This window comes from Plantibacter sp. MMLR14_011 (assembly GCF_001865025.1).
Taxonomy (GTDB): domain Bacteria; phylum Actinomycetota; class Actinomycetes; order Actinomycetales; family Microbacteriaceae; genus Plantibacter; species Plantibacter flavus_A.
On the sequence record NZ_MJGW01000002.1, the window covers coordinates 198,822 to 222,969 of the forward strand.

Sequence of the window (24,148 nt, forward strand, 5' to 3'; positions counted from 1 at the left end):
CAGGTTACTGGGCGCGCATCCACGCTTCGATGCCCGACGCGTCGATGGGCAGCGCATCCGACAACACCTCGGCGCCGTCGGCCGTCACGAGGAGGTCGTCCTCGAGCCGGACGCCGATGCCGCGCAGTTCCGGTGGAACCGTCTCGTCGAAGGCGTGGAAGTACAGCCCCGGCTCGACCGTGAGGACCATACCGGGGGCCATCGAGCCACCCTGGTAGGCCTCGTAGGAGGACTTCGCGCAGTCGTGGACGTCGAGGCCGAGGTGGTGACCGATGCCGCACACGAGGTACCGCCGGTGCTGTTGCCCCATCGGGCTGAGCGCCTCGTCGACGGAGACCGGCAGGAGGTCCCAGTCGTGGAGTCCCTGTGCGATGACCTCCATGGCCGCGTGGTGGAAATCGGTGAAGTCGCGGCCCGGCCGCACGGCGGCCATCCCGGCGCGGTGGGACGCCTCGACGAGGTCGTGGACCCGTCGCTGCTCCGGACTGAAGGTGCCCGAGACGGGGAAGGTCCGGGTGACGTCCGCCGTGTAGAACGCACGCGTCTCCACGCCCATGTCGAGCAGGATCGCGTCCTCGGGTCGGACCGGGCCGTCGCAGCGCACCCAGTGGAGCGTGGGTGCGTGCGCGCCGCTCCCGACGATGGTCGAGTAGCCGGGGCCGTTCCCGGTGGTGCGGGCGTGTCGGTCGAAGGTCCCCTGCAGCCAGCGCTCACCGCCGCCGGCGACGGCTGTCGGCAGCTCCCGGATCACGGCGGAGAACCCACCGACGGTCGCGTCGACCGCTCGCCGCAGCTCCGCGATCTCCCACGCGTCCTTGATCATGCGCAGTTCCGAGAGCACGCGGCCGAGTTCCGGCGCGACCGTCAGCGGCTCGAGCGCGCGATGCCGCGAGGTCAGGGTCCCCGCGAGGAGCGGTCGTTCGACGCCTCGGAGCGCGTCGGGCAGCGCGGCGAGCACCTCGACCCGGAGGTCGAGGACCGCCGACCAGTCGGCCGGCCCCGGCGCCGAACCGACCCAGAGCTCGCCGTGGTTGGCGTCCGCGAAGAAGCCGGTCTCGCCCGGGTGCGCCGGTGCCGGGATGTACAACGTCGCGTCGTGACCGGCACCACTCGGACGCAGCATGAGGACCGCGTCCTCGGCGGAGCAGCCGGTGAGCCAGAAGAAGTCGCTGTCGGGGCGGAAGTCGTAGTTCGAGTCGTTGGCACGGACGGGCGCGCGACCGGCGGCGACGACGAGTGTCCGCCCGACGAAGGCCTCGCTCAGCCGACGACGGTGCTCGGCTGCGGCTGCGGGGATCCCGGGCTCGACCGGCGGCGTGCGGTCGGGGGTGCCCCAGCCGGTGCCGAGGAACTCGCGGAACGCCGGCACCTCGGCCAGGCGGGGCAGCTTCGGGTCCGGGTTCGCCGGGCGCGGCATGGACGTGGCGGGTGCCTCCGTGGTGGCCGGCGCGAGGCCCGCCGTCTGCTCGGGTGCCTGCTGCTGCGTGTCGGTCATGCCTGCTCCTCATCCGCGCGACGGCCGCCGCGCTCGTCCACCATCGAGAACAGGCGGCGCACCACGGCGGCGTCCTGGATCCCGTCGTGCTCGTACTCGTTCGTGACCCAGGCGGTCGCCCCGCCGACGGCGTCGACCGTCTCCAACTGCAGCTGCGCGTCCACATACATGTCGTCGAAGTACACGGCCGCGGCGAGCGGCACCGTGCTCGCCTCCAGGACCGCGGGGTCGTACAACGGGTCCCAGTCGGTCTTGGCCGCCAGTCGCTCCACTGCACCCTGGAAGGGTTGGAGCGAGCGGATCTCCTCGAACATCCAGGGGTAGACCATCTCGCCCGTGAACAGCAGCGGCCTGGCCGTCTCGGCGAACGCCGGCCGTGCATCGCGCTCGGCCTGCGCCGCCCACGCGGTCGCCCCCGCGCCGGCGGCACCGTAGATGCTCTCCTGCAGGGCGATGAAGAGGGGGTTGTCGACGTAGGACGTCCTCCCCCAGACCTGCGCCAGAAAGGTGTCGCTCAAGCGGTCGCCGCTGTCGAACGCCTCGTCGAGCAGCCAGTGGAGACGCTCGTAACCGGGCTTCATCCCGAAGTCGATCCCGAGGTTCTGGAAGCGCCGCACGGTGAGTCGGTCGCCGTCCGGCAGGAGCACCTCCTCGGCGGCGAGTCGGTCGGCGATCCGCGCGACGGTGTCGACGTCCTGGGGGTACCGCTCGGCGAAGGCCCGGTTCTTGCGCTCCGTGCGCGGATAGGTGCGGCGGTAGACCTCAGCCGCCGACGGGTGGATGCCCGCAAGACCGCCCGTGACGTAGCAGGCGGCCAGTCCCTCCGAGGCTCGCGAGAGGTAGGTGAGGGTGAGGAACCCGCCGTAGCTCTGACCGAGCGTCGACCAGCGACGGCCACCGAAGACGGTGCGGCGCAGGTACTCGGCGTCGTCGACGATCGAGTCGGCCCGGAAGCGTTCCAGGTACTCGGCCTGTGCGGCAGCGTCACCGACGGCCGCGATGGAGCGCCCGTCGATCCTGGTGCTCCGGCCGGTGCCGCGTTGGTCGAGCAGCACGAGGCGGAAGGTGCGGAGGGCCTCGGCGACCCAGCCGTCCCTGGACACCGGACGCGGGCCTTTGCCGCCCGGTCCGCCCTGGAGGAACACGAGGACCGGGAGCTGCTCGTCGCGACGCAGGGGGTCGACGAGTTCGCGGGCGAACACGCTGATCGTGCGGCCGTCGTCGGGCCGTCGCCAGTCGAGCGGGACGTCGACCGTGTGGTCGGTCACGTGGATCCCCGGCAGCAGGGAGGTGGTGGTGCGGTGGGTCATGCCTCTGTCCTTCCGGCGGCCGATCCGTGCGTCCGCTCCTGTTCGAGCATGGTGGCACGCGCGGCCTCCCAGCTCGGGTCGATCGTGGGCACGGCGGCGAGCAGGGTCTTCGTGTACTCGTCCTGCGGGTGGTCGAAGATCGCCTCGCGGTCACCCTGCTCGACCACCTTGCCCCGGTGCATGACGGCGACGTCGTGGGCGATCTGCCGCACGACGGCGAGGTCGTGCGCGATGAACAGGTAGCTCAGGCCGCGCTCGGCCTGCAGGTCTCGCAACAGGTCGATGATGCGTGCCTGCACCGACACGTCGAGCGCCGACACCGCCTCGTCGCAGATGACGAGCTTCGGGGAGACGGCGAGCGCCCGGGCGATCCCGATGCGCTGGGCCTGGCCGCCGGAGAACTGCCGCGGGTATCGCTGGAGGTGGTCGGGGTTCAGGCCGACGCGGTCGAGGAGGTCGCGCACGAGGGCGCGCTTGCCCTGCTTCGGGGTGATGCCCTGGTAGTCGAGCGGCGCCGACACGATGCGCTCGACGGTGTGCCGCGGGTTGAGGGAGGAGAACGGGTCCTGGAAGACGACCTGCACCTTCGTCCGGAACGCGGCGAGCGCCGGCCCACGCGCGGCGGTGACGTCCTCACCGTCGAAGGTGATCGTGCCGGCGGTCGGTTCGATGAGCTTCGCGATCATCCGCGCGGTCGTCGACTTGCCGCTGCCCGACTCCCCGACGATGCCGAGCGTCTCGCCCGAGCGGACGGCGAACCCGACGTCGTCGACGGCGCGGAACCGGGTGGTGCGTGCGCGGAACGCCCCGTCACCCTTGGTCGTGAAGTCCTTCGTGAGCCCGGTGGCCTGCAGGAGCACTGGTGCGTCGTTCATGCCCGTCCCTCTCCGGTCGTCGCGGGTGCCGTCGGGCGCTCGGTGAACGGGTCGTCGATCCGCGGGAGGGCGTCGAGCAGTGCGCGGGTGTACGGCGCCTGCGGCCGGGAGAAGATCTGCTCGGCGGCGCCCATCTCGACGGGGTCGCCGCCGCGCATGACGAGCACGTCGTCGGCGACCTGACTGACCACGGCGAGGTCGTGGGTGATGAAGATCATGCCGGTGCCGGTCTCCCGTTGCAGTTCGGAGAGGAGGTCGAGGATCTGCGCCTGGACGGTGACGTCGAGCGCCGTCGTCGGTTCGTCCGCGATGAGCAGGTCGGGTTCCAGGCAGAGCGCCATCGCGATCATGATGCGCTGCCGCATGCCGCCCGAGAACTGGTGCGGGTAGTGGTCGACGCGCCGAGCGGCGTCGGCGATGCGGACCCGCTCCAGGGCTTCGATCGTGACGGCCCTGGCGGCCTTCCGGGAACCGCCGCGATGGGCGCGGTACGCCTCCTCGATCTGCAGTCCGACGGTGTAGTACGGGTTGAGCGAGGAGAGCGGGTCCTGGAAGACCATCGCGATCCGGTCGCCGCGCACGCGGCGCATCTCGCGGTCGCTGCGACCGACGAGCTCGTGTCCGCTCAGTCGGACGCTGCCGGTCGTGCGCCCGCCGTTCGGGAGCAGTCCCATGATCGCGAGCGAGGTCATGGACTTGCCGGAGCCGGACTCGCCCACGATGCCGAGGGTCTGGCCGTGCTGGACCGCGAACGACGCCTTCCGCACCACGTCGACGTCACCGGAGGTGGTCGGGAAGGTGACCGTGAGGTCGTCGACCTCGAGCAGCGCCGCCCCGGGGACGGGCAGGGAGATGGTCCTGGTGACGGTGGGGCTCATGCGCTCTTCACTCTCACTCTCGGGTCGAGGAACGTGTACGCGACGTCGACCACGACGTTGCCGATGACCACGAAGAACGCGGCCAGGAGGGTGACGCCCATGATGACCGGCTGGTCGTTCTTCGCGATCGAGTCGGCGGCGAGCTTGCCGACGCCGTTCAGTCCGAACACCGTCTCGGTGATGAGGGCGCCACCGAGGAGGCCCGCGAAGTCCATGCCGAAGAGCGTGACGACGGGGGTGAGCGCCGGGCGCAGCGCGTGGCGGCGCAGGATGAGCGGCGCGGGCAGGCCCTTCGCCCGGGCGGTCCGCATGAAGTTCTCACCGAGGGTGTCGATGACGTTCGACCGGACGAGCCTCGCGTACATCGACGCGTAGCCGAGGGCGAGCACGATCCACGGCATGAGGTAGTTCTGGAACCACCGGACCGGGTCCTCGGCGAACGGTACGGCCTGCGGGAACGGCAGGATCTGCAGTTGCACCACGAGGACGTACTGCAGGAGGAGCGCGAGGAAGTAGTTCGGCAGGCTGATGCCGGCGAGCGCGACCATCATCGCCCCACGGTCCCAGCCGGTCCCCTGCTTGACGGCGCTGAGCAGGCCACCGCTGACGCCGACGAGCAGCCAGAGGACCGCCGCACCGATCGCGACCGTCGCGGTCACGGGGAAGCGCGCGGTGATCATGTCCATGACGGACTCGTTCGTCTGGAAGCTGAAGCCGAGGCACGGCGCCGCGCAGGAGACCGCCGAGGCACCCTCCCCGTAGCTCCGGCCCATGACGATCCCCCGGATGAACTCGAGGTACTGCTGCCAGAACGGCTGGTCGAGCCCGAGCTGCGCCCGGATCTGGTCGATGCGGTCGGGGGTGCAGGTCTTGCCGCAGATCTGCACCGCCGGGTCGGGCGACAGCAGGAAGAAGATGGCGTAGGTGAAGAGGCTGATGAGCAGCAGGATGCCGATCGCCGACGCGATGCGGCGCAGGAGGTAGAGGGTCATGAGGCGGCGTCTCCCGAGTCGAGGGCCTTGCGCAGGCGGTCGCCGAGCACGGTGAAGGACAGCACCGTGAGGAACAGGAAGGTGCCGGGGATCAGGAAGTACATCGGGTCGACCGCGTACCAGCCGACCGCGGTCGCGATCATCTGGCCCCAGCTCGGCGTGGGCGGGGTGACGCCGACGCCGAGGAAGGAGAGGCCAGCCTCCGTGCCGATGTAACCGGGAACGGCGAGGGTGGCCAGGACGATGATGGTGCCGCGCAGGTTCGGCAGGATCTCGCGGAAGACGATGCGGATGCCCCCGGCGCCCGACGCACGCGCCGATTCGACGAACTCGCTCGTCCGCAGCGACATCGCCTGACCGCGCACCACCCGGGCGGTGTACGGCCAGCCGAAGAGGCTCAGCACCACGACGAGCAGGACCGGTCGGTTGCCGGCGGGCAGGGCCGACAGGAGCGCGATCATGAAGATGAGCGACGGGAACGCCATGAGGAAGTCCATGACGCGGGAGACGACCTGGTCGACCCACCCGCCGTAGAAGCCGGCGAGCATGCCGAGCACCACGCCGAGCACGGTGGTGACGATGGTCGCCGAGACGGCGATCGACAGCGACACCTGCGCACCGAAGGCGATGCGCGCGAAGATGTCGCGTCCGTTCCCGGGTTCGACCCCGAACCAGTGCTCGGCGGAGATCCCGCCGAGGTTGCCGATCGGCACGCCGCCGAGGTCGGAGTCCACCGCCGACTTGTCGAAGGTGTACGGACCCCAGCCGCTGATCGCGGTGATCAGTGGGGCGAGGATCGCGAGCAGCACGACGAGCACGATGAACGCGACGCTGAGCAGCACCGGTGGGCTGGAACGGAGGGTGGCGATCACCCGCCGCGCGGGGGTGGGCGCACCGACCGGCGCACCCACCTCCTCGGCGACGGTGGTCAGCTCACTGGGAACGGACGACGACATCTGCGGCTACCGGCTTTCCGACTACTTGCCGGCCGAGGACAGGCCGACGGACACGTAGTCGATGCCACCGGAGTACCCGGCGTGCGAGTACGCACCCGCGACGTTGGCTCCGACGACCATGACCGTCTTCTCGAACAGCAGCGGCACCGTCGGTACGAGCTTCTGGATCTGCTCGTCGAGCGCGCCCCAGGCGGCGTTGGCCTCGTCGGTGTCGGTCATCGCGCGGATCTCGGCGATGCGCTCGTTGACGGCGGGGTCGTTCAGCTGCGCGATGTTCGAGTTGCCCTTCGGGAAGATCTGCGAACCGTCGAAGAGCGGCGGCAGGAAGGTCGAGCCTGAGGCCCAGTCCGGGCACCAGCCGGTGATGGCGGCGTCGTTCTGCTGTGACGTCGTGCCGATGACCTCGTAGTAGGTGGAGGTGTCGATGAGGTTGAAGTTCACCGTGATGCCGGCCTTCGCGAGCGCCTGCTGCACCGCCTCGGCCTGCGCCTGCATCTTGGGCTGGCTGCGGATGTCGAGCGTGAAGGAGAAGCCGTCGGGCAGGCCCGCCTCGGCGAGGAGTTCCTTGGCCTTCTCCGGGTCGCCGGCGTTGTCCTTGCTCGGGTAGAGGTCGAACTCGGTGTGACCGGCGACGGTGGGCGGCAGCATGGTGGTCGCGACGTCCGCGAGCTGCGACCCGCCCGAGGCGTCCTTCACCGACTCGCGGTCGATGGCGTACGCGATGGCCTGGCGGACCAGCGGGTTGTCCATGTTCGGCTTGGTCGTGTTCAGACCCATGTACGTGGTGCAGCCCTGGAGACCGGCGATGGTGCGTGCCTTGAGGGCCGGCGTCTGGATGCGGGAGATGGAGGCCGCCTGGACGGACCCGGCGATCGCGTTCGCGTCGTCACCCTGGCCGGCGATCATGCGCTCGTCGATGGTCGAGGCGTCGAGACCGAAGGTGAAGTCGAAGCCGTCCGGGTAGGCCTTGCGGACGTCGTCCGTCTTCGGGTCCCACGAGTCGTTGCGGACGAGCTTCAGCTGCGAACCGCGCTCGTAGCTGTCGACCTTGTAGGGGCCGGAGGCGATCGGCATCTTGTCGAGGCTCGTCGTCGTCACCCGCTCGGTGTCGGCGGGGAAGGGTGTGAAGCTGTTCTGCCCGACGACGCTCGCGAAGTCGGCGAACGGCTCCTTGAGCGTGAAGACGATGGTCTGGTCGTCCGGCGTCTGGATGGACGGCAGGTCACCCGTGATGTACGGGCCCTCATACGAGTCCGTGCCGGCGATCGTGAGGCGGGCGTAGGGCGATCCGACGGCGATGGCCGGGTCGAAGGAGCGCTCGACGCCGAACTTCACGTCCTTGCTCGTGATCGGCGTGCCGTCCTCGAACTTCAGGTCGTCCTTGAGCGTGAACGTCCACTGGAGGCCGTCGTCGCTCACCGTGCCGAGGTCGGTCGCGAGGTCGGGGACCATCTCGGTGCCCTTGGCGCCCTCGCCCGTGGACTGCGTCGTCAACGTGCGGTAGATCAGACGGTAGAAGTTGTTCACGCCGCCGTCGAAGCCCTGGACAGGGTCGAGGTGCGAGAAGTCCGCGTTCAAGAGGACGTCGACGGTGCCGCCCTTCACCGGGGTGCTGGACGGTCCGTCACCTCCCGAGCCCGAACCCGCGGAGGTACACCCCGCGAGGAGGAGGACGGCCGCCGCCGCGAGGGCGGGGATGGAGAATCGTTGCTTCATGACGCTCTGCTTTCGTGTCGATCGGGCGGGTCGCCCGCGGGTGGAGAGGGTGGAGCGGGGTCGGGGACGGGAGGAGGTCAGCGGGCGCGGAACCAGACGCGCATGGCGCCCGGTTCGCGGTTGCCCCAGAGGGCGTAGGGGATGAGGGTCGCGGTGGTCTGCGTCGCCGCGGCTGTCGTCGCGACACCGACGAGCGGTGCCGCGGCGGGCTCGGCCTCGGGCGCACCGGAGAGGACCGGGTAGAGCACGGCCGGAGCGGGAGCGTCGACGGCCGCCGGGACGAGCAGTGCGACGGCGTCGATCCCCTCCCGGGCCAGGATCCGACGGTGCTCGACGACCGCGAGATCCGCGTCGGCTCCGGAGAACCGCAGGAGGTCGAGGTCCGCCGTCGTGTCCTGCTGCTCGGCGCAGGAGACGATCGGTCCGCGGGCGAAGGCGATCGAGCCGCGGAGGGCGTCGACGGAGGGGTGCGCGCCGTGCGCCCGGACGGGCATCGGGAGGTCGAGCTCCAGGGTGTCGCCCGCACGCCACCAGCGCCGGACCCGGATCCATCCGTCGACGGGTTCGAGCGGCGCGGCCGATCCACCCACGCGGATGGAGCCGCCCACGACCCACGCGGGGATGCGGATCGCGAGCTCGACCTCGTCGTCGGCGGCGGTGTCCACCGTCACGGTGACCACTCCGTCCCACGGATACGCGGTGTCGACGGTGACGGAGAGCCGCTCGGTCGTGATCGACGCCGCGGTGAGGTGCGCGACTTCGACACCGGCGGGAGTCGACGTCGCGAGGTGGTCCTGCAGCTCCGCGGTCCAGCGCACGATGTTCGGCGGGCAGCACGGGCACCCGAACCAGCTCCGCCTGAGGAGTTCGCCGTCCGCTTCCGCCCCCGACCGCTGCAGGTGGTCGGGGCGACGCTGCAGCGGGTTGTCGTAGAAGAAGGCCGTGCCGTCCGCGGAGAGGCCGGCGGCGTAGGCGTTGTAGAGGACGGTCTCGACGGTGTCGAGGACGGCCGCCGACCCGGTCGCGAGGTACAGGCGCCAGCCCCACTGCATCACGGCGATCGCGGCGCACGTCTCGCTGTAGGAGCGTTCGGATGGCAGCTCGTAGCGGTCGCCGATCGCCTCGTCGGAGTGTCGGCTCCCGAGGCCGCCCGTGAGGTAGAGCTTCGTCTCCACCATGTCGTCCCAGAGCCGCTGCAGCGACGCGAGCAGTTCCTGGTCGCCGTGTTCGAGGGCGACGTCGGTCGCTCCTGCGGCCAGGTACGCCATGCGGACGGCGTGTCCGGTCACGGAGTCGAGGTCACGCAGTGGGGCCGAGTCCTGGAAGTACTCGGCGGGGAAGACCCGGAGCTCGACCGTGCCGTGGCCGCGGCGGTCGACGAACGCGGTCGCGAGCTCGAGGTAGGACCGCACGCCGGTCTCACGGAACAGCTCCACCAGGGCCATCTCGACCTCGGGGTGCCCGCACACCTGCGGGTCGCCGTCCGGTCCGAACCGATCGACGGCGAGGTCGGCGAAGGCCCGGGCGACGTTCAGCAGACGGTCGTCGCCGAGACGGCGCTTCGCGGCGATCGCCGCCTGGATGAGGTGCCCGAGGTTGTACAACTCGTGGCCCCAGGCGAGGTCCTCCCAGGGTTCCTTCTCGATCTCCGGAGCCTGGAAATAGGAGTTGAGGTACCCGTCCTCCCGCTGCGCGGCTTCGATGACACCGACGGCCTCCTCGTAGAAGTCGCGGACATCGCCGGGTGCCGCGCCGACGACCTCGTCCTCGGCGAGCAGGTAGGCGAGGCCTTCCAGGGTCTTGAAGACGTCCGTGTCGAGGAACGGGTAGCGCCCGCGGAAGCGTGACGTGCCGTCGCCGGGGTCGGCGATCCGGGCGAGGTTGTCGAGGTTGCCGGCGAGGCGGAGCTGCTCGATCGAGTGCGGGACGGTGGCGCCCCGGTTCCGACGCTGCCACGCACCGAGTTCGCCGTCGCCCAGCGCGACCTGTCCGGCACCCAGCGGGATGCGGACTCCGGCGATCGGTGCGACGGCGGCGTAACGGCCTCCCGCGTGCACCGCGGTGCTCGCTGCTCGGGCGTCTTCGTCGAAGCTCATGGGCGACAGGCCTTTCTGTACCGTGTGACACAGTACACGGATCCGGGTTTGTGGTGGGTGACACATTACTCACCCGCTCCAGCGGACTGTCAAGCGCCGACGACCGATTCCAGGAGATGGAAACACAGCCGTAACGCGCCACTCCCAGCAGACTCCTCGCCGGATGCGCTACGCTGGAGCAACTTGCGTGCGATCGCGCCATCCGGTGCGGTACTCGCTTGCGTCGTAGAACGCTCCCTCTCTCCCCTGCACGGCACCCAGCGGTGCATGCCAGGGTCGATGACACTTCATACGGCGAACGGATGCGCGACCTGCGCCTTCGCCACCTCCCACCAGCGACGACGCCGACGGAAGCACGCCGTACCATCCACGTGAGTCATCACGTGCGTGGTCGTCCCGGCAGTGCCCGCTACCGCACACGAGTGCGCCGGCAGCCGTCATCGAAGCTCGTGGCCGTGCCTGAAAGAGACACACACCCATGACCGAAGCAACCATCACCTTCGACGCCCTCGGCGTCCCGGCACCACTCGTCGCCTCCCTCGCGAAGGACGGCAAGACGAGCGCGTTCCCCATCCAGATCGACACGCTCCCCGACACCCTCGGCGGACGCGACGTCCTCGGCCGCGGCAAGACCGGCTCCGGCAAGACCCTCGCCTTCAGCATCCCGATGGTCGCCCGTCTCGGCGGCGCCCTCGCCGGCGGCAAGCGCCGTCCGGGTCGCCCGCTCGGACTCGTCCTCGCCCCGACCCGCGAGCTCGCCACCCAGATCGCCGCGGTCATGCAGCCGCTGGCCGACGCCTACTCGCTGAAGACCACCACGATCTTCGGCGGCGTCTCGCAGAAGCGTCAGGAAGAGGCGCTCCGCGCCGGCGTCGACATCGTCATCGCCTGCCCCGGCCGCCTCGAGGACCTCATGAAGCAGGGCTTCGTGAACCTCGACGCCGTGGAGATCACCGTCCTCGACGAGGCCGACCACATGGCCGACCTCGGCTTCCTGCCGGTCGTCACGCGCATCCTCGACAAGACGCCTCGCGGCGGGCAGCGTCTGCTGTTCTCCGCGACGCTCGACAACGGCGTGGACAAGCTCGTCCGCAAGTTCCTGCAGAACGAGGTGCTCCACTCCGTCGACGAGGCGAACTCGCCCGTCGCCGCGATGACCCACCACGTCTTCACGACCCCCTCGGTCGAGTCGAAGAAGGACCTCATCCAGGCCCTCGCCTCGGGTAGCGGCCGTCGCATCCTCTTCATGCGCACGAAGCACCACGCCAAGAAGCTCGCGAAGCAGCTCACCGACTCCGGCATCCCCGCGGTCGACCTGCACGGCAACCTCTCGCAGGTGGCCCGCGATCGCAACCTCGCGGCCTTCAGCGCCGGCACCGCCAAGGTCCTCGTCGCCACCGACGTCGCCGCACGCGGTGTGCACGTCGACGACGTCGAGCTCGTCATCCACGTCGACCCGCCGACCGAGCACAAGGCGTACCTGCACCGCTCGGGCCGAACGGCTCGCGCGGGCAGCGCCGGTGACGTCGTGACCCTCGCGATCCCCGGCCAGATGGACGACCTCAAGAAGCTCCTCCGTAAGGCCGAGATCACCGTCACCCCGCAGGCGGTCACCGCGACCTCCCCGGCGGTCCTCGAGCTCATCGGCGACGTCGCCCCCTACGTGAAGCCGGCGCCGCGCGCGGCCGTGCAGCAGCAGGGTGGCGGCGGTCGCTCACAGGGCGCCAACGCGCAGCGCAAGCGCGCAGCCCGCGACGGCAACGGCCTCGGCAACGGTCACCGCGACCGCGACGGCGCCCGTGCCGGCGCGAGCCGCGACAGCGCTCCTCGCGAGGGAGGCCAGGGCGGCGGCGGTCGTCGTGGCGGTCGTCCCGCCGGCGGCAACGGTGGTCAGGGAGGACAGCGCTCCGGCGCCGGTCGCTCGGGCGGTGCCCGTGCGGGTGCCGCCACCGGTGGCAGCCGCACGCACTACAGCACCGGCTACGCCGCGAACTCAGGCGCTCCCGCCGAGTCCTCGCGTCCCCGGACCAACCGTCGCGCGTCCAGCGGCAACTAGTAGCGAACCGCTCGAACGAAGCGCCGTCCACCGCAGGGTGGGCGGCGCTTCGCCGTTCGCGGACCCGCTCGATTTCGCGAGACGGGGGCGCTCGGGATACGGTTCCACCATGAACGTCAACGCAGTCGTCCGCCCCGTCCGCGACGTCGATGCCGAGTCGCTGGGACGCGTCCACGCCACCACCTGGCACGAGACCTACGACCACCTCATCAGCGCTGCGACGCTCGCGAAGCTGTCGCCGCGTCGCATGGCCGAGCTCTGGACCCACTGGGCCGCACAGGGCCCCGAGTACACGCACTTCGCCGCCCTCGTCGACGGCGAGATCGTCGGGTTCTCCGGTTCGGGTCCGGCCCGCGACGAGGACGCACCCCGCGAGCGCGAGCTGTACTTCATCTACCTGCTGGACGCGTGGCACGGCACCGGGATCGGTCAGCAGCTGTTCGACGCCGCGATCCCCGACGGTCAGCCGTCGTTCCTGTGGGTCGCCGCGGACAACCCGCGTGCGCACCGCTTCTACCAGCGCAACGGGTTCGTGCTCGACGGTGGAGCCAAGACCGAGCCGTTCCTCGGCGAGATGATCGACGAGGTCCGCTACACCCGCTGACGCACCCCGGTCCCCGACCCCTGAGCCTGTCGAAGGGCTAGCGGAGCCGGCCGACGGAGGCGAGGGCCGCGCGGAGGAGCGTGCCGCGGCCGCCCTCCATCTCGGCGGCGATCGCGTCGGAGGACGCCGCCTCGGGCGTCATCCACGTGAGTTCGAGCGCGTCCTGGCGGGGTTCGCAGGTACCGGTCACCGGGACGACGTACGCCAACGCGACGGCGTGCTGCCGGTCGTCGGAGTACGGCGACAATCCGGGCAACGGGAAGTACTCGGCCACCTGGAACGGCACGGGCGACGCGGGGAGCAACGGGAACGCCATCGGACCGAGGTCCTTCTCCAGGTGACGGAAGAGCGCGTCGCGGATCGTCTCGCCGTACATGACGCGACCGGAGACGAGCGTGCGCGTCATCTCGCCGAGCGCGGTGGCCCGGAGCAGGACGCCCACCTCGGTGACGACGCCGAAGCCGTCGACGCGGACCGGCACGGCCTCCACGTACAGCAGCGGGAGCCGGCGGCGGATCTCCTCGAGTTCGACGTCCGACAGCCAGCCCGGATTGGAATTGCCGGGGAGATCGGGTTCCGGGTTGGGGTCAGGGGTGCGAACGCTCATAGCTCCTTCATACCGTATGGAGCCGAGCGGCGATCCAGGTGGGCGGCGGTTCGACCGGACACCGCGCCCGACGCGCGGCGGGATCATACGGGGCCACGCGGCCGCGCGCGACGCCGGTCGCGGTGTCGGTGGGGTGCAGGATGATGGAACCCATGACCGAGGTGCTCGAGCGCTTCTCCCCCGCGACGCGCGACTGGTTCGAGGGGGCGTTCGTCGCGCCCACGCCGGCGCAGGCGGGTGCTTGGGACGCGATCTCCCGCGGCGCCAACGCCCTCGTCGTCGCGCCGACCGGTTCGGGTAAGACCCTGTCCGCGTTCCTCTGGTCGATCGACCGCCTGCTCTCCGAGGCCATCGCCGAGCACGCCGTCCGGCCACGCAGCGGCGTCCCGCTCACCGGGCTCGAGGCCGACGAGGCGGAGGCCGCCGCCGCCCAGCACGAGCGCTCCCGCGGCACCCGCGTCCTCTACATCTCGCCGCTGAAGGCCCTCGGCGTCGACGTCGAGCGCAACCTCCGCACCCCGCTCGTCGGCATCGCCCAGGCGGCACGCCGCCTCGGCACCGAGCCGCCCACCATCAGCGTCGGCGTCCGCTCGGGCGACACCCCGTCCGCCGACCGCCGGGCGATGGCCAAAGAGCCACCGGACATCCTCATCACCACCCCCGAGTCGCTCTTCCTCATGCTCACGAGCGCGGCGCGAGAGACCCTCCGCACGGTCGACACCGTCATCATCGACGAGATCCACGCCGTCGCCTCGACGAAGCGCGGCGCGCACCTCGCGGTGTCGCTCGAGCGGCTCGACGCCATGCTCGAGAAGCCCGTGCAGCGCATCGGGCTCTCCGCCACGGTGCGCCCCGCCGAGGAGGTCGCGCGGTTCCTCGGGGGCCGCGCACCGGTCGAGATCGTGGCCCCGCCGGCTGCGAAGACCTTCGACCTGCACGTGGTCGTCCCGGTCGACGACATGACCGACCCCGACGCCGGCATGCGGACGCCCGGCGAGGCCGACGACGACGGCAGCGGTGGCGGGTTCACCGGGTACACCCCGAACAGCGACGGCGGTGGAGAAGACCGCGTCGGCAGCATCTGGCCGCACGTCGAGGAGGCGATCGTCGACCGTGTGCTCGCGCACCGCTCCACCATCGTGTTCGCCAACTCCCGCCGGCTGGCGGAGCGGCTCACGGCCCGGCTCAACGAGATCAACGAGGCCCGACTCAGCGACGCCACCCTCACGACCCCCGGTGCGGGGCGTCCACCGGCGCAGCTCATGGCCCAGAGCGGACAGACCCGCGGATCGACGAGCGTCGCGGCCGCAGCGGCCCGGCCGGCCACCGAGGAGAGCGACGACGACATCCCCCTCCTCGCACGCGCCCACCACGGTTCCGTGTCCAAGGAGCAGCGCGCGGGCATCGAGGAGGACCTCAAGTCCGGACGCCTGCGCTGCGTGGTCGCGACCTCGAGCCTCGAGCTCGGCATCGACATGGGCGAGGTCGACCTCGTCATCCAGGTCGAGTCACCGCCGAGCGTCGCGAGCGGCCTGCAGCGGGTCGGCCGCGCCGGCCACCAGGTGGGCGAGGTCTCCCGAGGCGTCCTGTTCCCGAAGCACCGCGCCGACCTCATCAGCACCACGGTCGCGACCGAGCGGATGGAGGCCGGGCTCATCGAGGCGATCGAGGTGCCCTCGAATCCACTCGACATCCTCGCGCAGCAGACGGTCGCTGCGGTCGCGCTCGACGAACTCGGCGTGGAGGACTGGTTCGAGACGGTCAAGCGCAGTGCCCCGTTCGCCTCCCTGCCCCGCTCGGCCTTCGAGGCGACGCTCGACCTCCTGGCCGGACGCTACCCCTCCGACGCCTTTGCCGAACTGCGGCCGCGGATCGTCTGGGATCGCGACGCCGGGGTGCTGACCGGTCGGCCGGGAGCCCAGCGCCTGGCCGTCACGAGCGGCGGCACCATCCCCGACCGCGGGCTCTTCGGCGTGTTCATGGTCGGCGAGTCCGGCGCCGGCGCGCGCGTCGGCGAGCTCGACGAGGAGATGGTCTACGAGTCCCGCGTCGGCGACGTCTTCGCCCTCGGCGCCACGAGCTGGCGCATCCAGGAGATCACCCACGACCGCGTGCTCGTGACCCCGGCGTTCGGTCAGCCGGGGCGACTGCCGTTCTGGAAGGGCGACGGCATCGGACGCCCGGCCGAGCTCGGTCGCGCCATCGGCGCCTTCGTGCGCGAGCTCGACACCACCGGCACGGGGTCCACCCCACGTCTCGAGGCAGCCGGCCTCGACGAGCGGGCCATCAGCAACCTCGTCGCCTACGTCCGCGAGCAACGCGAGGCGACGGGCGTCGTCCCCAACGACACGACCCTCGTCGTCGAACGCTCGCGCGACGAACTCGGCGACTGGCGGGTCATCCTCCACTCCCCCTACGGACTCCGTGTGCACGCGCCCTGGGCGCTCGCGGTCGGTGCCCGGGTGCAGGAGCGTCTGGGGGTCGACGGCTCGGCGGTGGCGAGCGACGACGGCATCATCGTCCGCCTGCCCGACACCGAGAGCGAGCCGCCGGGAGCCGAGCTCTTCGTCTTCGAACCGGAGGAGCTCGACGCCCTCGTCACGCAGGAGGTCGGTGGCTCGGCGCTGTTCGCCTCACGGTTCCGCGAGTGCGCCGCCCGTGCGCTGCTGCTCCCGAACTACTCGCCGCAGAAACGCTCGCCGCTCTGGCAGCAGCGCCAGCGCTCGGCACAGCTCCTCGAGGTCGCGAAGCAGTACCCGACGTTCCCGATCATCCTCGAGACGCTCCGCGAGTGTCTGCAGGACGTCTACGACCTCCCGGCCCTCGACCACCTCGCGCGCGAGCTGCAGTCGCGCGCGATCCGCATCGTCGAGACCACGACGGATCAGCCCTCGCCCTACGCCCGTTCACTCCTGTTCGGCTACGTCGGCGCGTTCATGTACGAGGGCGACAGCCCGTTGGCCGAGCGCCGGGCCGCCGCGCTCGCGGTCGACAGCACCATGCTGGGCGAACTCCTCGGCCGCGTGGAACTCCGCGAGCTGCTCGACCCGGGTGTCATCGAACAGACCGCGCTCGAGCTGCAGCGTCTCGACCCCGAGCGACGACTCAAGGGGGTCGAGGGCGTCGCCGACGCGCTGCGGATGCTCGGCCCGCTCACCATCGACGAGATAGCAGCCCGGACGACCTTCGACGGCGTCACCGTCTCCACCGACGGCGAGGCGAGTCGCGGCGACGACCCGCAAGCCTGGTCCCCGGATCCGGCTCGCTCGGCGGCCGCCGTCGCCGAACTCGAACGCTCGAAGCGCGTCATCCGCGTCCCGATCGCCGGCGAAGAGCGCTTCGCCGCGATCGAGGACGCCGGACGACTCCGCGACGCCCTCGGCACCCCGCTGCCCATCGGCGTACCCGTCGCGTTCACCGAGCCGGTCGCCGACCCGCTGGGCGACCTCCTCGCGCGCCACGCGCGCACGCACGGGCCGTTCACGACCGGACAGACGGCCAGGCGCTTCGGTCTCGGGACGGCGGTGGTCCAGCACACGCTCGCCCGATTGGCCGACGCCGGACGCGTGGTCAAGGGCGAGTTCCTCCCCGCCGGCAGGCAGCAGGTGGGCGAGGGCGACGACACCGACCGCGGCCCCACCGACGCGACGGAGTGGTGCGACGCCGGCGTGCTGCGCAAGCTCCGCATCCGATCGCTGGCCGCTCTGCGGCACGAGGTCGAGCCGGTCGAGCAGCAGGCGTTCGCCCGATTCCTGCCGGTGTGGCAGCACCTCGGCGGGACGCTGCGCGGTGTCGACGGCGTCGCGACGGTCATCGACCAGCTCGCCGGTGCGCCCATCCCGGCGTCGGCCTGGGAGTCGCTGATCCTGCCCTCGCGCGTCGCCGACTACAGTCCAGCGATGCTCGACGAGCTCACCGCGACGGGCGAGGTCGTGTGGTCGGGCAGCGGGTCGATCCCCGGCAACGACGGTTGGGTCGCGCTCCACCTCGCCGACACGGCACCACTCACGCTGCCGCTCGCTCCGACGCCGCACACCCCCGACGCCCTGCAGACCGAGTTGCTCGCGACGCTCGGTGGGGGCGGTGCGTACTTCTTCCGGCAGCTCGCGGAGTCGGTCGGCTCGACGGACGACAAACTTCTCGTCGACGCCCTCTGGGAGCTCGTGTGGGCCGGGCTCGTCACCAACGACACCTTCTCCCCACTCCGCACGCTCGTCGGCTCCGGTTCGGGGAACTCGGCGCACCGGGTGCAACGGCAGACCCCGCGATCGAAGCTGTACCGCGGGCGCAACCTGCAACGTCCCTCGATGTCGACGCGGGCGAGTCAGACGCTCGGCGGACGGTGGTCGATCCTGCCGTTGGCCGAGCAGGACGCCACCATCCGTGCCGTCGCCACGGGCGAGACCCTGCTCGAGCGCTACGGCGTCGTGACGCGCGGCTCCGTCGTCGCGGAGGGGGTGACGGGCGGCTTCGCCCTCGCCTACCGCGTGCTCAAGCAGTTCGAGGAGAACGGCCGCTGCCGACGCGGGTACTTCGTGGAGCGCCTCGGTGGGGCCCAGTTCGCCTCCTCGGGCACCGTCGACCGCCTGCGCGGATTCATCCGGACCGATGACGAACCACCGCTCGACGCCGTCACCCTCGCCGCGACCGACCCGGCGAACCCGTACGGCGCCGCCCTCGGGTGGCCGGGGCAGGAGGTCACCGGGGTGAAACACCGCCCGGGTCGGAAGGCGGGTGCGCTCGTCGTCCTCGTCGACGGAGCACCGGTCTACTACCTTGAACGCGGCGGCAAGACGGCGCTCGTGTTCTCGGAGGACGACGACCAGCTCCGTGCCGGGGCGCGTTCCCTGGCGGCGACGGTGCGAGCGGGTCGCATCGAGAAGCTCGGCATCGAGCAGGTAAACGGCGCCTTCGTGCTCGGCACCCCGACGGGCCACGCCCTCCGCGACGCCGGGTTCGTCGAGACACCACGTGGATTGCGGCTCCGGCGTGGGTGAACTTGCGCGCTACCGTTCCGCCACGGGTTGCGCCGGACACCCTGCCGGTGGCACCGTAGCCGGAACGGACGGAGCGGTTCATGCCAGAGGGTGACACGGTCTTCCAAGCCGCGCACCGGTTGCGGCAGGCGCTCGCCGGCGAGGTCGTCACCGGCTTCGACCTGCGGGTGCCCGCCTTCGCGACCGTCGACCTCCGGGGCGACGTCGTCCACGACGTCATCCCCCGCGGCAAGCACCTCCTGCACCACATCGGCGACCACACCCTCCACACGCACCTCAAGATGGAGGGGCTGTGGCACGTCTACCAGCCGGGCGAGCACTGGCGGCGGCCGGCCTGGAAGGCGCGCGCGATCTTGTCGACGCAGCACTGGGTGACGGTCGGGTTCGAACTCGGCCTCGTCGAGGTGTTCCCCTCCCGCGAGGACGAGGAGCGCTTCGGCTGGCTCGGTCCCGACCTCCTCGGTCCGGACTGGGACGAGGAGCGTGCCATCCACAACCTCGAGGCCGACGGCCGCGAGATCCACGTCGCGCTGCTCGACCAGCGCAACCTCGCCGGACTCGGCAACGAGTACGTCAACGAGCTGTGCTTCATCCGCGGCGTCCTGCCGACGCGACCCACCGCCGAGGTCGACCTGCCGGGTGCTGTGCGACTCGGTTACCGGCTCATCAACGCCAATCGCGACCGCCGCAACCGGGTCACGACGGGCGACACGAGGCCCGGCCGGAAGACCTGGGTGTACGGGCGCGACGGCCAGCGCTGCCTGCGGTGCGGCACCCGGATCCAGCGGGGCAAGCTCGGCGCCGACCCGACCGCCCTCCGCGACACCTACTGGTGTCCCCACTGCCAGACCTGACCCGACGGCGTAGCGCCGGCCACCGAGCCGCCCCGCCAGTCACCGAGCGAGCCCACCACCACCGGTCACTGAGCCTGTCGAAGTGCAGCCCCGACGGACCCACTCCGCCCTTCGACAGGCTCAGGGACCGGAACGGACTCAGGGACCGGAACGGGCTCAGGAACCGGGGTCGGCCCGGTGCCGCCGACTGCCGATCCACCCGATCGGGATCGACAGCAGTAGGAGGTACAGCGCCTGGGCGCCGAGCCCCGGCACCGTCGCGGCCAGGACGCCGGCGAGCAGCATCAGGCCGGTCGGGAACCACACGAGCACCCATGGTTGGCGCGGCGCAGCTGCCGCTTCCTCGCTGAGCAGCCCGTCCCGCTCGACGACCACCTGCTGGAGTCGTACCGCGACCATCGAGACGAGCATCGTCGCGATGTAGAGCGTGGGGGCTCCGCGGTCGTCGCCCGTCCCGTCGAAGAGGAGCACCGTCGGCAGCGGCAGGAACACGATCCCGGCGAGCCAGACGAAGTTCAGGGTCACGAGCCGCGTCGAGTATCCGGCGGTGCGCTCGAACAGGCGGTGGTGGTCGCGCCAGAAGTTGGCGATGACGACGAAGCTCAGCGCGGCCGCGGCGAGGCCGGTCCAATTGTGGCCGAAGAACGCGACCACGGAGCCGTCGTCGTGTTCCTGGGCGAGGTCGACGAGCGGGAGGATGATCAGCGTGATCGCGATCGCGACGACGGCGTCGCTGAAGTTGACGACGCGGTCGAGCCCGCGCTCCGTCGTCGGACCGGGTCGACGACGGCCCGTCGGACGTCCCTCGTCGCCGGCCATGGTCAGCTCACGTCGGCGTCGTCGGTCGCGGTCCCCTGCACCATGGCGACCCAGCGGGCCAGGAAGGCCGCGCCGGCCTCGTCGTGGATGAGCGTCGGGTGGGTCAGCACCGGGTAGGGCTTCTCGGGGACGCCGTCGGCGGGACGGACGTCCACGTGCGCGACCTCGTACCCGTGCTCGAACAACCAGTCGGCCATCGCGTAGTCGCTCCGGGAGTCGCCGACCGTGCGCCAGGCGAGTGGGAGCGCACCACCGTCGGCTTCGAGGAGTTCGAGCGCGCGCTCGGCGCCGAGGTCCTTGCCGAGCCGGACCGACTCGATGTCGGTGGAGATGATCGTGGGATCGATGCGGTACTGCACGAGGCCGGCGTCGTCCGGGTAGCGGCCGGGGGCGTGATCGACGCCGAACCCGCGTCGGACGAGCTCGGCTCGGGCGTCGTCGTCGAAGTGCTTCCGCACGAGGGCGTAGTCCGCTGCCGGCACCTCGACGTGCTGCTCGACCGAGACCATTGCGCGCTTGGTGTGGTCGAAGAACACCGTCTCGGCGTACCGTTCGTCGACGAGGCGTTCGATGGCGTCGCCGTAGCCCTCCGGCATCGCGACGTCCTGATCGAGGCTCAGCTCGTCGACCCCGGCCGCCGAGAAGCCGAACCACACGGCACCCTTCTCGCAGATGCCGTAGAGCCGGACGTCGTCCGCGAGCCCGGCGGCCAGGAGCGGTGGGACGACCACCTCGCGGAGGAACGCGTCGCTCCGCCCGGTGTTGAAGGCGATCGGGACCCCGGCGTTCGCGAGCGTCGCGAGGTCCTGCGCGATGCTCGGGAGGTTGATCGTCCGAGTGATCGGACTGGCGATGGGGCCGTCGACGTCGAGCAGGAGACCGAGGATGGGGCGGGACGCGTTCACGGGTTCAGCCTAACGAGCACCCGGCGTGGATAGACTCACTCCACCATCACCGGTGTTCGAAGGAGATCACTCGTGTTCACCAGCCCGCATCCCGACGTCGAGATCCCCGACGTGAGTGTCTACGACGCCCTGTTCGGCGGCATCGCCCCGAGCGACCTCGACCGCATCGCCCTCCGCGACGGCACGACCGGCGCCGAGACGAGCTATCGACAGCTCATCGGCCAGATCAACGCCCTGGCCGGCGCCCTCGCGGCGGCCGGCATCGGGGTCGGCGACGTCGTCGCCCTCCACGCGCCGAACGTCCCCGCCTTCGCGACCGTGTTCCACGGCATCCTGCGCGCGGGCGCGACGGCGACGACGGTGAACGGCCTCTACAACGCCGAGGAGATCGAGGCGCAGCTGCGCGACGCCGGCGCGACGATGCTGTTCACCGTCTCGCCGCTGCTCCCCCAGGCCTGGGCTGCGGCGAGCGCCTGCGGCATCCCCTCCGACCGCGTCGTCGTCCTCGACGGCGCCGAGGGGCACGCGTCGCTGAGCGACCTCCTCATGCGCCGCCTCCCCGCGCCGGACGTCTCGTTCGACCCGGCCACGCACGTGGCGGTGCTGCCCTACTCCTCCGGCACGACGGGTCGGCCGAAGGGCGTGATGCTCTCGCATCGGAACCTCGTCGCGAACGTGCAGCAGTCGATCCCGCAGCTCGGCATGGTCGCCGACGACCGGATCCTCGCGGTCCTGCCGTTCTTCCACATCTACGGCATGACGGTGCTGCTCAACCTCGCGCTGTCGCGGCGGGCCTCCCTCGTGACCATGCCGCGGTTCGACCTGGCTGAGTTCCTCCGGATCATCCAGGACTTCCGGTGCAGCTACGTGTTCATCGCCCCGCCGATCGCGGTGGCACTCGCGAAGCACCCGCTCGTCGACGAGTTCGACCTCTCGAGCGTCCACACGATCTTCTCGGGTGCGGCACCGCTGGACGCGACGCTCGGGCGGGCGGTCGAGGAGCGCCTCGGCTGTCGGATGCGGCAGGGCTACGGCATGACGGAACTCAGCCCGGTCAGCCACGCGATCGCGTTCCAGGCCGAGGGGGCGTCGCTCGACAGCGTCGGCACGACGCTGCCGAACATGCAGTGCCGGATCGTCGATCCCGAGACCGGCGCCGAGGTGGACTACCCGGCCGAGGGCTCGGACGAGGAGAGCGCGGCGGGCGAGCTGCTCTGCGCGGGGCCGAACGTCATGCTCGGGTACCTCGGCAACGAGGAGGCCACTCGCGAGACCCTCGAGACCGACGGCTTCCTCCACACCGGCGACATCGCGACGGTCCGCGGTGACGGCACCGTGCGCATCATCGAGCGGTTGAAGGAGCTCATCAAGTACCACGGCTACCAGGTGGCCCCGGCGGAGCTCGAGGCGCTGCTGCTCGGCCACCCGGCGATCGCCGACGCGGCCGTCATCGGGGTGCTCGACGATGAGGGCCAGGAGGTGCCGAAGGCCTTCGTGGTCCTGCAACCGGGCCAGGACGTCACGGCCGAGGCGCTCATGGCGTGGGTCACCGAGCGGGTCGCCCCGCACAAGAAGATCCGGCGCGTGGCGTTCGTCGACGCCATCCCGAAGTCGGCGTCGGGGAAGATCCTCCGGAAGGACCTCCGGGCCGCGGAGGCCACCCCCGCCGGTCCCTGAGCCGCCGCCGGTCCCTGAGCTTGTCGACGGGCTCAGCGCCCGACGGCGGCGACCATCCGGTCGAAGGCCGCGTCGAGCTCCGGTTCGGCCGGCTGCCAGTGCGGGTTCGCGTCGTGGAACGCGACCATCTCCGCCGCGCCGTCCCAGAACGGGATGGTGGGCCGGAACTCCGGGACGAGACTGCGGATGCGCGTGTTGTCGAAGACCATCGGGAACGCCTTGTCGCCGAGGAGCGTCGGCCCGAGCGGTGGGTGGACCTCCGCGATGACGTCGGACGGCACGTGCACGATGTCGGCCTCCACGCCCGCCGCCTCCGCGATCCACCGGGTGATGTCGTTCCAGCTCGGTGCGTGGTCGCCCGTGATGTGGAAGGCCTCCCCGAGCACGTCGCGGCGACCCAGCAGGCCGACGAACCCGACCGCGAAGTCCGCGGTGTGGGTGATGGTCCAGAGGGTCGTCCCGTCGCCGTGCACGACCACCGGCTTGCCCGCGCGCATGCGGTCGAGGTCGGTGCGTCGGCCCATCGTCGGGATGAGCGTGCGGTCGTAGGTGTGCGACGGGCGCACGATCGTCGCCGGGAACCCCTCTTCGCGGTAAGCGTGGACGAGGACGTCCTCGCAGGAGATCTTGTCGCGCGCGTACTGGGAGAACGGGTTCCTGAGCGGCGTCGACTCGACCACGGGCAGGCGCTGTGGCGGCTTCTGGTATGCGGATGCGGAGCTGATGAACACGTACTGGCCGATCCGACCGGCGAACCGGTCGATGTCCGCCTGCACCTGCGGTGGCGTGAACGCGGTGAACTGCGCCACGACGTCGAACTCGCGCGAGCCGAGCGTCTCGGTCACCGCGTCGGTGTCGCGCACGTCCGCGCGGAGGAGCTCGACCTCCTCGGGGAGGGGGCGGACGTGGGACAGGCCGCGGTTCAGGACGGTGACGTCATGGCCGAGCGACACCGCTCTGGCGACCGATGCCGAGGAGATGATGCCACTGCCGCCGATGAACAGGATGCGCTTCGTCGTCATTGGTCCATCCTCGCGCACCGTCGCCCGACTCGCCCAGGCCTTCTCAGGATCGCCCCAGTCAGCGCTCGCGCTTGACGAACGCCATGGCACCGACGACGAGGGCGAGCAGCACCCCGGAGACGAGTCCCCACACGACAGGCGCCTCGGGTCCGAGGATCAGGAGCATCAGCACCGCGGCGAGGGCGAGGACCCCGGCGACGACGAGCGCCGTCGTCCATTCGTTCCATCGCATCCCACCAGCCTAGGCTCCCGTCACCACGACCCGGGGACGCGGGAGCTGCTGCGGTGA

The 24,148-nt window shown here is 70.9% G+C and carries 18 protein-coding genes; 5 read left to right on the top strand and 13 right to left on the bottom strand.

What is annotated here, in order from left to right; all coding sequences use genetic code 11:
* Window positions 1-4: 4 nt before the first annotated feature.
* The 8 genes from BIU99_RS03790 to BIU99_RS03825 all read right to left on the bottom strand — a co-directional run bounded on the left by BIU99_RS03790 (window position 5) and on the right by BIU99_RS03825 (window position 10,318).
* Window positions 5-1,495 carry an aminopeptidase P family protein gene (locus BIU99_RS03790; protein WP_371263747.1) on the bottom strand — a complete coding sequence of 497 codons (1,491 nt, stop codon included), beginning with the start codon at window positions 1,493-1,495 and terminating at the stop codon, window positions 5-7.
* The gene (locus BIU99_RS03795) at window positions 1,492-2,805 is read right to left on the bottom strand and encodes an alpha/beta fold hydrolase (protein ID WP_071259602.1); all 1,314 of its coding nucleotides are present in this window, start codon (window positions 2,803-2,805) and stop codon (window positions 1,492-1,494) included. The genes BIU99_RS03790 and BIU99_RS03795 overlap by 4 nt, the downstream gene beginning before the upstream one ends.
* Window positions 2,802-3,680 (bottom strand): ABC transporter ATP-binding protein, encoded by an 879-nt coding sequence (locus tag BIU99_RS03800; protein ID WP_071259604.1) that lies wholly within the window; start codon window positions 3,678-3,680, stop codon window positions 2,802-2,804. The genes BIU99_RS03795 and BIU99_RS03800 overlap by 4 nt, the downstream gene beginning before the upstream one ends.
* Window positions 3,677-4,558: an ABC transporter ATP-binding protein gene (locus BIU99_RS03805; protein WP_071259606.1), complete on the bottom strand. Its 882-nt coding sequence runs from the start codon at window positions 4,556-4,558 to the stop codon at window positions 3,677-3,679. The genes BIU99_RS03800 and BIU99_RS03805 overlap by 4 nt, the downstream gene beginning before the upstream one ends.
* Window positions 4,555-5,550, bottom strand: a complete 996-nt coding sequence (locus BIU99_RS03810) for an ABC transporter permease (RefSeq protein WP_064294283.1) — start codon at window positions 5,548-5,550, stop codon at window positions 4,555-4,557. Before BIU99_RS03810 ends, BIU99_RS03805 begins: the two co-directional genes overlap by 4 nt.
* Complete coding sequence (locus tag BIU99_RS03815; RefSeq protein ID WP_064294392.1) at window positions 5,547-6,482, bottom strand: ABC transporter permease; 936 nt, start codon at window positions 6,480-6,482, stop codon at window positions 5,547-5,549. Before BIU99_RS03815 ends, BIU99_RS03810 begins: the two co-directional genes overlap by 4 nt.
* A gap of 45 nt (window positions 6,483-6,527) precedes the next feature.
* The gene (locus BIU99_RS03820) at window positions 6,528-8,222 is read right to left on the bottom strand and encodes an ABC transporter substrate-binding protein (protein ID WP_071259608.1); all 1,695 of its coding nucleotides are present in this window, start codon (window positions 8,220-8,222) and stop codon (window positions 6,528-6,530) included.
* A gap of 77 nt (window positions 8,223-8,299) precedes the next feature.
* Window positions 8,300-10,318, bottom strand: coding sequence for a glycoside hydrolase family 127 protein (locus tag BIU99_RS03825; RefSeq protein WP_139205335.1), 2,019 nt, complete (start codon window positions 10,316-10,318; stop codon window positions 8,300-8,302).
* Between the two features lie 478 nt (window positions 10,319-10,796).
* Here BIU99_RS03825 and BIU99_RS03830 point away from each other — a divergent pair, with 478 nt between their 5' ends.
* Window positions 10,797-12,374: a DEAD/DEAH box helicase gene (locus BIU99_RS03830; protein ID WP_071259610.1), complete on the top strand. Its 1,578-nt coding sequence runs from the start codon at window positions 10,797-10,799 to the stop codon at window positions 12,372-12,374.
* Window positions 12,375-12,483: 109 nt separating this feature from the next.
* Window positions 12,484-12,978, top strand: a complete 495-nt coding sequence (locus BIU99_RS03835; protein ID WP_064294393.1) for a GNAT family N-acetyltransferase — start codon at window positions 12,484-12,486, stop codon at window positions 12,976-12,978.
* 37 nt (window positions 12,979-13,015) lie between these two features.
* On the opposite strand, the gene BIU99_RS03840 is transcribed toward BIU99_RS03835, so the two are convergent.
* Window positions 13,016-13,585, bottom strand: coding sequence for an NUDIX hydrolase family protein (locus BIU99_RS03840; RefSeq protein WP_064294286.1), 570 nt, complete (start codon window positions 13,583-13,585; stop codon window positions 13,016-13,018).
* 152 nt (window positions 13,586-13,737) lie between these two features.
* On the opposite strand from BIU99_RS03840, the gene BIU99_RS03845 reads away from it, so the two are divergent.
* Both BIU99_RS03845 and BIU99_RS03850 read left to right on the top strand, forming a co-directional pair.
* Window positions 13,738-18,582 (top strand): ATP-dependent helicase, encoded by a 4,845-nt coding sequence (locus BIU99_RS03845; protein WP_071259612.1) that lies wholly within the window; start codon window positions 13,738-13,740, stop codon window positions 18,580-18,582.
* Window positions 18,583-18,662: 80 nt separating this feature from the next.
* Complete coding sequence (locus BIU99_RS03850) at window positions 18,663-19,436, top strand: DNA-formamidopyrimidine glycosylase family protein (RefSeq protein ID WP_071259615.1); 774 nt, start codon at window positions 18,663-18,665, stop codon at window positions 19,434-19,436.
* A gap of 156 nt (window positions 19,437-19,592) precedes the next feature.
* On the opposite strand, the gene BIU99_RS03855 is transcribed toward BIU99_RS03850, so the two are convergent.
* Window positions 19,593-20,255, bottom strand: coding sequence for a TMEM175 family protein (locus tag BIU99_RS03855; protein ID WP_064294289.1), 663 nt, complete (start codon window positions 20,253-20,255; stop codon window positions 19,593-19,595).
* A 2-nt stretch (window positions 20,256-20,257) separates the two neighbouring features.
* Window positions 20,258-21,160: a hypothetical protein gene (locus BIU99_RS03860; protein WP_071259617.1), complete on the bottom strand. Its 903-nt coding sequence runs from the start codon at window positions 21,158-21,160 to the stop codon at window positions 20,258-20,260.
* Between the two features lie 72 nt (window positions 21,161-21,232).
* On the opposite strand from BIU99_RS03860, the gene BIU99_RS03865 reads away from it, so the two are divergent.
* Complete coding sequence (locus tag BIU99_RS03865; RefSeq protein WP_197479009.1) at window positions 21,233-22,837, top strand: AMP-binding protein; 1,605 nt, start codon at window positions 21,233-21,235, stop codon at window positions 22,835-22,837.
* Between the two features lie 32 nt (window positions 22,838-22,869).
* Here the strand turns inward: BIU99_RS03865 and BIU99_RS03870 are convergent, their stop codons facing one another.
* Together BIU99_RS03870 and BIU99_RS19880 are read right to left on the bottom strand one after the other, a co-directional pair.
* Window positions 22,870-23,859 carry an SDR family oxidoreductase gene (locus BIU99_RS03870; RefSeq protein ID WP_064294292.1) on the bottom strand — a complete coding sequence of 330 codons (990 nt, stop codon included), beginning with the start codon at window positions 23,857-23,859 and terminating at the stop codon, window positions 22,870-22,872.
* A 58-nt stretch (window positions 23,860-23,917) separates the two neighbouring features.
* On the bottom strand, window positions 23,918-24,091 hold the full coding sequence (locus BIU99_RS19880) for a hypothetical protein (RefSeq protein ID WP_153303389.1): 174 nt from the start codon (window positions 24,089-24,091) through the stop codon (window positions 23,918-23,920).
* Window positions 24,092-24,148 lie beyond the last annotated feature (57 nt).